Source organism: Bradyrhizobium sp., assembly GCF_019242285.1.
In the GTDB taxonomy this organism is placed as follows: domain Bacteria; phylum Pseudomonadota; class Alphaproteobacteria; order Rhizobiales; family Xanthobacteraceae; genus Bradyrhizobium.
In genome coordinates, this window is the sequence record NZ_JAFAVV010000212.1 from 1 (window position 1) to 9526 (window position 9526).

Genomic DNA, 9526 nt, shown 5'->3' on the forward strand with positions numbered 1-9526 from the left:
TGCTTGACCGGAAAGGTCTTGCGCAAGCCGCGCACCTGCACGATCGCCTCGTCAGCCATGCTGTGCCCCCAATGCGGCCACGCGCGGCGGGCATCGCGCCGATTGCAGCGCATTGAGCGCCAGCATCGATGGCGGTGCCACGCGGCAGCTCGCCTGCGCCAAGGCACAGCGCGGGTTGAAACGGCAACCCGGGATGTCCTCCTGCGGCCCTGGAATGCGGCCCGGGATCATGGTCAGCCGCGCCGCGTCGCCATCGAGCTTCGGCACCGCGTCGATCAGGCCCATAGTGTAGGGATGCACCGGCCGGCGAAACAGGTCGTCGACCGGCGCCTGCTCGACCACGCGGCCGGCATACATCACCACCACGCGCTCGGCGAACTCGGCGATGACGCCGAGGTCATGGGTGATCAGGATCACCGACATGCCGAGCTCGCGTCGCAGCTCGCGCAGCAGCTCGAGGACCTGCGCCTGCACGGTCACATCGAGCGCCGTGGTCGGCTCGTCCGCGATCAAGAGGCGCGGCCGGCAGGCGATCGCCATTGCGATCATCACCCGCTGCCGCATGCCGCCGGACAATCGATGCGGATAGTCGTCGGCGCGGCGCGCCGCGTCGGAAATGCGCACGAGCGCAAGCAGCTCGACGACGCGTTTGCGCGCCGCAGCTTCGGTCAGGCCCTGGTGGCGCCGCAGCGTCTCGCCGATCTGGTCGGCGATCGTCAGCACCGGATTGAGCGAGGACATCGGATCCTGGAAGATCATCGCGATCTCGCCGCCGCGGATGCGGCGCAACGCCGCCCCTCCGGCGCGCAGCAGATCGGCGCCCTGATACTGGATGGTGCCGCACGGCATTCGCGTCGTCGCGGGATCATGCAGCTTCAGGATGGAGAGCGCGGTCACGCTCTTGCCGCTGCCGGATTCACCGACGATGCCGACGCAGTCGCGCTCGCCGACTTCCAGCGACACATCGTCGACCGCCGTGACCCAGCCAGCCTCGGCACGGAACTGCACCTGCAGATTGCGGATCGAGAGCAGCGGCTCCGCCAATCACCCGCCTCCCTTCAGTCGCGGATCGAGGAAATCGCCGAGCGCATCGCCCAGCAGGTTGAGGCTCAGCGCCGCGAGGCTGATGGCGATGCCGGGAAACAGCATGACCCACCAGGCTTCGGTGGCATAGTCGCGGCCCTCGGCGATGATGTTGCCCCAGCTCGCCATCGGCGGCTGGATGCCGACGCCGAGAAAGCTGAGCGCGGCCTCCGCCAGCATCGCATAGGCGAAGATGAAGGTCAGATGCACCAGCAGCGGACCGAGGCAGTTCGGCAGGATATGGCGGGTCACGATCCGCAAGCCGGACGCACCCGAGATCTGCGCCGATTTGACGTAGTCCATCTCGCGCACCGTCAGCCCGGCGGCGCGGACGATGCGGACGCCGGCGGGGATATAGGCGACGCTGAGTGCGGCCACGACGCTGGACACGCTCGGGCCCAGCGCGGCCGCGATACCGAGCGCCAGAAGAATGGCCGGAAACGACATCAGGGCATCCATCAGCCGCATGATCGCGCCGTCGATCCTGCGAAACTGCACCGCGATGACGCCAAGCGAAGCGCTGCACAGGCCGGAGGTCACGCAGACCGAAAAACCGACGAACAGCGAGATACGGGCACCATAGAGGACGCGGGTGAAGACGTCGCGGCCGAACTGGTCGGTGCCGAACCAGAACGCCTGCGACGGCGCCCGGAAGCGGAAACGAATCTTCATCGCGGCCGGATCGGCCGAGGAGATTACGGGCGCGAAGATCGCGGCAAGCGTCAGCAGCACGATGATGCAGAAGCCGATCACGAAGGCGCGGTGGCGGAACAGCCGGCGCAGGGCGCCAGAGCGGCGCGGCACCGCGACGACGGCAGGCGCCGTGATCGCCACGTCACTCATGGCGCACCCGCGGGTCGGCCAGACTGTACAGGACGTCGGCGAACAGGTTGATGATCACGAAGGCGAAGCCGAGGATCAGCATCGTGCCCTGCACCAGCGGATAGTCCCGTGCCATGATCGCCTGCACCACCATGCGGCCGATGCCGGGCAACGCGAACACCTGCTCGATGATGACGGAGCCGCCGATCGCAGCACTCAGGAGGATGCCGGCGGTGGTGATGATCATGATCAGCGCGTTGCGCAGCGCGTGCTTGCCGACCGTCTGCCACTCGCTCATGCCCTTGGCGCGCGCGGTACGGATGTAGTCCTGACTCAGCACGTCGAGCATCGCCGCGCGGGTCATCCGCGCCAGGAAGCCGATCTGGAAAAGCGACAGGATCAGCGCCGGCAACACCATCGAGGCGAACCAGGGGCCGATGCCCTTCGAGAGCGGCACAAAGCCGCTCGACGGCACCCAGCCGAGCCTGACGCTGAACAGCACCACGCCGAGGATCGCGACCCAGAACGCCGGCACCGAGACCCCGAGCAGCGCGATCGTCATGACGGCCGCATCGATCCAGCGGCGCCGATAACAGGCAGCGAGCGAGCCGAGAAAGACACCGGTGGGGATGGTGAAGGACAACGACAGCGCCGCGAGCGAGAGCGTGACGGGGAGCCGCTCGCCGACCGCCGACAGCACACTCTGATTGAGGATGAGCGAGGCGCCGAAATTGCCGTGCGCCAGGTTGAACAGCCAGATCGCGATCTGCTCGACATAGGGGCGATCGAGCCCGAGCTGCTCGCGGACATGCGCGATGGCCGCGGGCGAGGCCTGTTCGCCGGCGATGATGACGGCGGGATCACCCGGCAGCAGGCTCAGCAGCAGAAACGCCAGGATCGAGATGATCAGGATCACCGGCACGGCCTGCAGCAACTTGACGGCGATGATGCGTATCAAACCGACCTCCGCAGTGAGGCGAACCCGCGCAATCTCACGTCGGCTCTCTCGCTTCGTCGGGATGCATCAATCGAGCCAGAGATCCCAGAGCTGCAGGATGCCGACGTAATCGTTGTGGCCATGCAGCTTCCTGGAATAGCCGCTCAGCCGGCCGGTATCGGCGATCTTGATCAGATAGGCGCTGCCGAGCACCTCCTGCTGAATCTTGAGCCAGCTTGCCTTGCGCGCTTCCAGCGTGCCGCCGTTGAAGAACTCGGCATAGGCCTTGTCGAGCGCCTCATTGCCGACGATATGCGGGAAGGTGTAGAGCATCGGCCGCCATTGCTGAGGTCCGAGAATGTGATCCGGACCGAAGGCGGTGGTCGACAGGTTCCAGTCACCGGTGCCCTGCTGCATGTGCGAGGCATTGCTGGTCCAGTCGGTGATGCGGACGTCCACATTGAAGCCCGCCTCCTTGAGCTGCTCGGCCACGATCAGCATCGTCGAGCGCATCCACTGATAATTGCTGTTGGTCTCGATGATGATCTTCTCGTTGGCATAGCCCGCCTGTTTCGCCAGCGCCCTGGCCTTCGCCGGGTCCTTGATGTCGTACCACGGCGTCGGCGCCCCATCGCCGAGGTAGTAGGGCGTGTTGGGAAACGACATCCACGGATTGCGCTTGTCGAGGCCGCCAACCCCCTCGATGATGTCGTCGACGCCGATGGCCGCTGCAATGGCCTGGCGGATCAGCACGTTCGCCGTCGGCCCCTTCTGCGAGTTGACGATGATGTAGCTGCCGAGCTGCGGGAAATATTCGCGGATCGCGAGATCGCCGCGCTGCCTGATCTGGCCTGCGAGTTCGGGCGGCACGGCCGAGATCAGCTGCACCTCGCCGTTCTGCAGCGCCGCGATCCGCGTCGTCGCCTCCGGCATGAAGCGGTAGCGCACGGCATCGAGATAGACCGTCTTGCGCCCGCCATAGCCGTCGCGGCCGGGCGCGCTGGTGTCGGGCGTGTAGTCGTCGAACCGGCTGATGACGAGATGGCTGTCCTTGACCCATTCGGTGAGCTTGTAGGGACCGGTGCCGATCGCCTCGACCTCACGCGGCGGCTTGTCCTTCTGCGAGGCCGGCAGGATCATCAAGGGGTAGATCGGCGACTTCAGGATGTCGAGCAGGACGACGTTCGGCTCCTTGAGCGCGAGCACCACGGTGTAGGGATCGGGCGTGTCGACGTGATCGATCGCTTCCAGGTTCTTCGCGGCAGGGCTGATCCTCCGATAGCGCTCGATCGAGGCCACGACATCAGCCGCGGTCATCTCCTGCCCGTTGTGGAATTTGACACCCTTGCGCAGCGCAATCGTGTAGGTCTTGAAATCCTCCGAGGCGGTCGCATTCGACGCCAGCATCGGACGCGTGGCGTTGTTGGCATCGAGCGTCACCAGGCCTTCGAAGATGTTGTTGATGACCTCGAGCTCGACGGCACTGGAGGCCATGTAGGGATCGAGTGTGCCGGGCCCGGAGACACTGGCGAAAACCAGTGTGCCGCCCTTCCTGGGCTGTTCTCCCTGCGCGGCGGCGGCTCCCGCGAATGAGACGGCGACGACCAGAGCCAGCGCCGCTGCGACTGTCTTACGTCCAACAAACGATCTCATCGGCCAGCTCCTGAAAAATTCAAAACCTCGCAACGACGCTGAAAGCCTCGTCCGTCACCGCCAGCGCGGCATCGATGTCCGCTTCGGAGTGAGCGAGCGAGAGAAACATGTTGTGCTTTGGATGCAGATAGAGGCCGCGCCGCAGCGCCTCCTGGACGAAGCGCGCGCCTCTCGTGCCGTCGGCATCATCCTCGAACAGGATGGTCGGCATCTGCGGCGGACCGCTCTGCCTGACGCCGAGATTGTAGCGGCGCGCCTGCGCGGCGATGCCGTCGCGCAGGCGCTGCCCCATTCGGCGCATGTGCTCCGGGCCGTTTTCGGCCTCCAGGACGTTCAGCGTCGCCAGCGCCGCCGCCATTGCGGTCGCGCCGCACCAGAACGAGCCGGTGACGAACAGTTTCGACGCAGCTTCGCGAAAACGGTCGTTGCCGAGCACCGCCGCCAGCGCGTAGCCGTTAGCGATCGCCTTGCTCCAGACGCTCAAGTCCGGCTGCACGCCGAGATCGTTCCAGCTGCCGTGCAGCGACAGCCGGAAACCCGCGCGCACGTCGTCCAGGATCAGTGCCGCGCCGGTGGCGTCGGCCAGCGCGCGGGCGCGCGCCGCGAACGCAGGATCCGGCAGCTCCTGGTCGAGGCCATAATCATGCCGGAACGCCGAGACCATGATCGCGGCAAGATCGTCGCCGGCGCGATCGACCGCCGCCTCCAGGCCGGCGACATCGTTGTAGTCGAAATGGAGAACGTGCGCCCGATCCTCCGACATCACGCCGAACGGATGCGGCGTGCACCACGGCACCGCGCCGTGATAGGCGCCTTTCGCCAGCAGCACCTTGCGCCGGCCGGAGGCGCCGCGCGCCAGGATCACGCAGGTGGTGGTCGCATCGGTGCCGTTCTTGGAGAACAGCGCCCAGTCGGCATGGGTGACGAGGCCGACCAGTCGCTCGGCAAGCTCCACCATGCGCTCGGAGGGACCGTTGAGGCAGTCGCCCTGCTCCATCTGCCTGCGCACGGCCGCCTCGACCGTGGGATGGCGGTGCCCCAGCACGATCGGCCCCCAGCTGCACATGAAGTCCAGATACCTGCGGCCGTCGACGTCCCAGAGATGGGCGCCCTCGCCGCGCGCGAAGAACTGCGGATAGCCTTCCGGCAGGTTGCCGGTCCGCATATGGCCCCACATGCCGCCGGGCACGACGCGGGCGGCGCGTGTGCGCAGGCTCTGATCGATCGGCCCAAGCTCGTTCGCCATCCCGTCCATCCTCCAACTGGCCGATCAGAATATATGATATATCCCGACTGGCAAGGCGGCGAGCGCGGCCGACGGAGGCAGGCTCGGGCGAAATGTTGCTCAGGCTGCGCTGGTCTTGCGCAGCTCGGCGCCGAACTGCAACTGCACCACGCCGTGCTCGTCCTCGACGATCGCCGCGCGGCCGTCCTCGATCTGCTCCAGCAGGTCGATCATCGCCTTGCCGCCCTCGATGATGTCGGCGACGATCGCGTGGCGGGCGAGCGAAGGGTCCTTGCTGCGCAGCGCGTCCATCACGTTGAGATGCTGGTGCCGGGCCGGATAGGTCGGCGGCGCGTGCGGATAGAGCAGCCGCAGCATCGGCCCGTGGCGCAGCCAGATGCTCTCGAGGATCGAGACCAGGTCCTGGATTCCCGAGGTGCGATAGACCAGGAAATGAAACTGGTAGTTGGTCAGCGTCGCCGCCTCATAATCACCGGTCTGCTCGGCCTCGATCAGTTCGGCATGGCGCAATTCCAGCTCGGCAATCATCTCGGGCGTCGCCAGCGGCGCGGCCTTCTCGGTCGCCATGCCTTCCAGCTGGAAGCGGATCTCGCGCAATTCGAGATAGCGCGCACGCGACAGCTTGACGACATTGATGGTCTGGCCGGATCGCATCTCCAGCCCGCCTTCGCGCACGAGCTGCATCATCGCCTCGCGCACCGGCGTGTCGCTGACGCCCATCGCCATCGCCACCTCGCGAACGCGCAGCCGCTGACCGGGCCAGAAGCTGCCGGACATCAGCCCGATCCGGAGCTGGTCGTAGACCCGGGACGTCAGATTGTCCCGGCTTGAGATTTTCAGACCCTTGAGCATTGCACCTCTGTTTGTGCCGTGCCGGCGACAAGCACTGCACGGACTTTAGTTCGATGCCACTGACCGCAATTGCTGATGCGCACTGGCCTCGTTGGCGATCCGGTCCCAATCATACAGCATCGGCACCATCTCGCCTTTGGCCCAGAGTGCATTCTGGTCGTCGTAATGCGGACTGCCGGGATCTCCGGATGCACCATGGAACACGACCCAGCGACAATTGTCCCAGGCTCCGACATCGAACACGTAGCGCGACAGGGCCGATAAGACCGCGCGCGGGCCGAGGCGCGCAATGTAGCCGCTCATGAATACCGTATCATTGTCGCCACCGACCTCTGCACAGGGCTTGTCGAGCAGCTTCGCGTGCTCCGGATAGGCGGCAGACAACAGATGACGCAAAGTGGGCCGATGCACCTCGGCCCACTTTCCGGACGGGCCATCCGCCGCGGCGTCAACGAGCGCCTGCGTGAGCAGCTCGCTCCAGCTTGCGCCCTTGAGCAGGCCGGTGTCGTTGGCGCGCAGCAATTGCGGGACGGTCCACCAGATCTGGGTTTCGCCGAAGATGCCGGGCGCCACTTTCGCATAGGGACTGTCGGCGACGGCCTTCACGCCGCTCCGCTCCGCCACCAGCCGCGTCAAGGCCGTGCGCAGCGCGACATAGCCGACCGCAGCCGTGGACTCCGCGGCCATGTCGCCGTCCCACGCCAGGATGCGGTCGCGCAGCACCGCCGCCGCGCCCTCGACCGCGAGATCGCGGACATGCTCGCGAAACTCCAGCGCGATGATGCTGACGGTGTCGCGGTGGATCGCCGCCATGTCTTCGACGGTCGCTTTCGAGAGCTTCGCGAGCCGCTGCCAGATCCGCCGCGTGCGATGCGGCGGCATGCTGTCGGTCGAGAAATAATGCGCGCCGTTCGGCACCACCCGGTTGTTGGCGGTGACAATGGCCTGCGCGTCGGGGTCGATCAGGCACGGCATGTCCTCGAACGGCACGAAACCGTCCCATTCGTGCTCGCCGGTCCAGCCCGGCACCGGCAGCCAGCCATTGGTGCGCGGCCGCGCCGGCAGCTTGGCGCGGACGCGGTTGCCGATGCGCCCCGAAATATCTGCGGCCACCAGGTTGTGATCCATCAGGCCCCATTCCCGGCCGGCCTCGTATAATTCCTCGACACGCGAGGACCGCAGCACCGGCAGCGTGCAGTCGAACGAGGTGTCGGGCAGCGCGAACTGCGCCGATCGCAGCGCCAGCGCGGTGCCTTTCGCCGGATCGCCCGCGATGACCGGCCCGTGATGGGTCTCGATGACGTCGATGGCGACGCTGGGCTCGCCCTTGACGGCAATGACCTCGGCACGTCGCGTGACCGGCTTCCAGCCGTCCCTGAAGCGCGTGTTCTCGACCGCATCATCGAAGCGCTCGATGTAGAGGTCGTGCAGATCGACGAAGGCGTGGGTCACGCACCACGCGACCTTGCCGTTATGGCCAAAATTCGGGAAGCCCGGAGCGCCGGGCACGGTCAGCCCGATGGCGTCGAACTCGTCGCAGGCGATATGGGCCTGCGCGTACATCGACGGCATCTCCAGCCGGCGATGCGGGTCGCCGGCGAGCAGCGGCCGGCCGGTGGCCGTACGCTGCGGGCCGAGCACCCAGTTGTTGCTGCCGCCGGAAAGCTCGGCCCCGGCCAAATCATGGCCCGCGGCGAGCAAAGCCTCGAGCCCTGGCTTGAGCTCGGCAAGATCGGCCAGATGGCGGCCGCCCATGGCCTGCGGCGGATGGCACAGCAGATCATCGCCGCCATCGTCGAAACGCAGCTTCGCGATCTGCTCGGCGCCGACGATCGGAAGCGCCGCCGCACGCCACAGCTTCCACCACACCGAGCCCATCAGGAAGCCGATCTGGCGCATCACCGCGATCGAATGCCAGGGCTCCCAGGCGGCGGGCGTCGTTCCGAGGATCTCGTACTCGACCGGATGTTTGCCGAGCGCGATGAACGCGTTGACGCCGCGCGCATAGGCTTCCAGCATCGCTTTGGTTTCGGCATTCAGCAGCGCGAAGTCGCGGCGTGAGGCACCGGCCGTGTCGACCTGGCGCGCCAGGATATCGCCGGCGAGCGCGCTTCTGCCGACCGACTCCGCAAAGCGGCCGGTGCCGCGCTGGAGCAGCGCCTCCATCTGCCACAGCCGGTCCTGCGCATGGGCGAAGCCGAGGCCCGCGAAGGCGTCGTCGCGCGAAGAGCCGCGGATGTGTGGAATGCCCCAGGCGTCGCGCCATAGATCGACGGTGGCATCCAGGCCGGCCAGCCCGGCCGTCGCGTTGAAATCGGGCGGATGCGCACCTGATGCAGGGTCGAATGTCGTCATGGCACCTCAGTCGCGTCGCGGCAGCTCTCGCGTTGCCGAGCAATATATGATATATTCAAATTCCAGACTAGCCCGGCGGCGACGCCTGTTGGCCACAACCAGGTCAGCAAGGTCATGGGTTATTGAGCAAGTCGCCGATCGCAACGTGACACCGCGGCGAAGGCCGCTTCTTGTCTGTGTCGGCCGCAATTTGCACGCGAGGCCATACCGCCACTTCGCCGCCGCCGCACGGAAGGCTCGTCCTGATATTGAGCTCGATAGCCGCTTGATTCCGCGGCGCGACCTTGCGCTGTTCGCTGATTCGGTGGTCCGCTGTGATTTCATCGCGGCCCGGTCAACGCCCGAAAGGCCGGTCGGACCATTATCGCGCCACCTGCCTCCAGACGCCTCTGAACGCACGCGCATCAAAGTACGCCGCCTCATGACGAGCAAGCAAAGGACCTGGCGCAGTCCGACCGCCCAATTTTCATCCAACGGCTGTCAGACTCTCGGTGTTCGCGCGTCGGCCAGTGCGGTGCAGCAGCGGGCACGCAACACGACTTCCCGTTGACGTGGATCGCGACGGATGCAGAGCGAGG

General features: G+C 66.3%; 7 protein-coding genes. All 7 read right to left on the reverse strand.

What is annotated here, in order from left to right; genetic code table 11:
• Nucleotides 1-51: 51 nt before the first annotated feature.
• Nucleotides 52-1044, reverse strand: coding sequence for an ABC transporter ATP-binding protein (locus JOY90_RS08040; RefSeq protein WP_291690613.1), 993 nt, complete (start codon nt 1042-1044; stop codon nt 52-54).
• Entirely contained in the window at nt 1045-1926 is an 882-nt protein-coding gene (locus tag JOY90_RS08045; protein ID WP_291690614.1) for an ABC transporter permease, read from the reverse strand.
• Nucleotides 1919-2863, reverse strand: a complete 945-nt coding sequence (locus JOY90_RS08050) for an ABC transporter permease (RefSeq protein ID WP_291690615.1) — start codon at nt 2861-2863, stop codon at nt 1919-1921. Before JOY90_RS08050 ends, JOY90_RS08045 begins: the two co-directional genes overlap by 8 nt.
• A gap of 66 nt (nt 2864-2929) precedes the next feature.
• Entirely contained in the window at nt 2930-4495 is a 1566-nt protein-coding gene (locus JOY90_RS08055; protein WP_291690616.1) for an ABC transporter substrate-binding protein, read from the reverse strand.
• 19 nt (nt 4496-4514) lie between these two features.
• Complete coding sequence (locus JOY90_RS08060) at nt 4515-5750, reverse strand: aminotransferase class III-fold pyridoxal phosphate-dependent enzyme (protein WP_291690617.1); 1236 nt, start codon at nt 5748-5750, stop codon at nt 4515-4517.
• 90 nt (nt 5751-5840) lie between these two features.
• On the reverse strand, nt 5841-6593 hold the full coding sequence (locus JOY90_RS08065; RefSeq protein ID WP_291690618.1) for a GntR family transcriptional regulator: 753 nt from the start codon (nt 6591-6593) through the stop codon (nt 5841-5843).
• Between the two features lie 45 nt (nt 6594-6638).
• On the reverse strand, nt 6639-8948 hold the full coding sequence (locus tag JOY90_RS08070; protein ID WP_291690619.1) for a penicillin acylase family protein: 2310 nt from the start codon (nt 8946-8948) through the stop codon (nt 6639-6641).
• Nucleotides 8949-9526 lie beyond the last annotated feature (578 nt).

What these genes read in the sequence shown, in the direction of transcription:
- JOY90_RS08045 (WP_291690614.1), bottom strand. Translation starts at nt 1,926, where the DNA reads ATGAGTGACGTGGCGATCACGGCGCCTGCCGTCGTCGCGGTGCCGCGC.
- JOY90_RS08070 (WP_291690619.1), bottom strand. Translation starts at nt 8,948, where the DNA reads ATGACGACATTCGACCCTGCATCAGGTGCGCATCCGCCCGATTTCAAC.
- JOY90_RS08060 (WP_291690617.1), bottom strand. Translation starts at nt 5,750, where the DNA reads ATGGACGGGATGGCGAACGAGCTTGGGCCGATCGATCAGAGCCTGCGC.
- JOY90_RS08065 (WP_291690618.1), bottom strand. Translation starts at nt 6,593, where the DNA reads ATGCTCAAGGGTCTGAAAATCTCAAGCCGGGACAATCTGACGTCCCGG.
- JOY90_RS08055 (WP_291690616.1), bottom strand. Translation starts at nt 4,495, where the DNA reads ATGAGATCGTTTGTTGGACGTAAGACAGTCGCAGCGGCGCTGGCTCTG.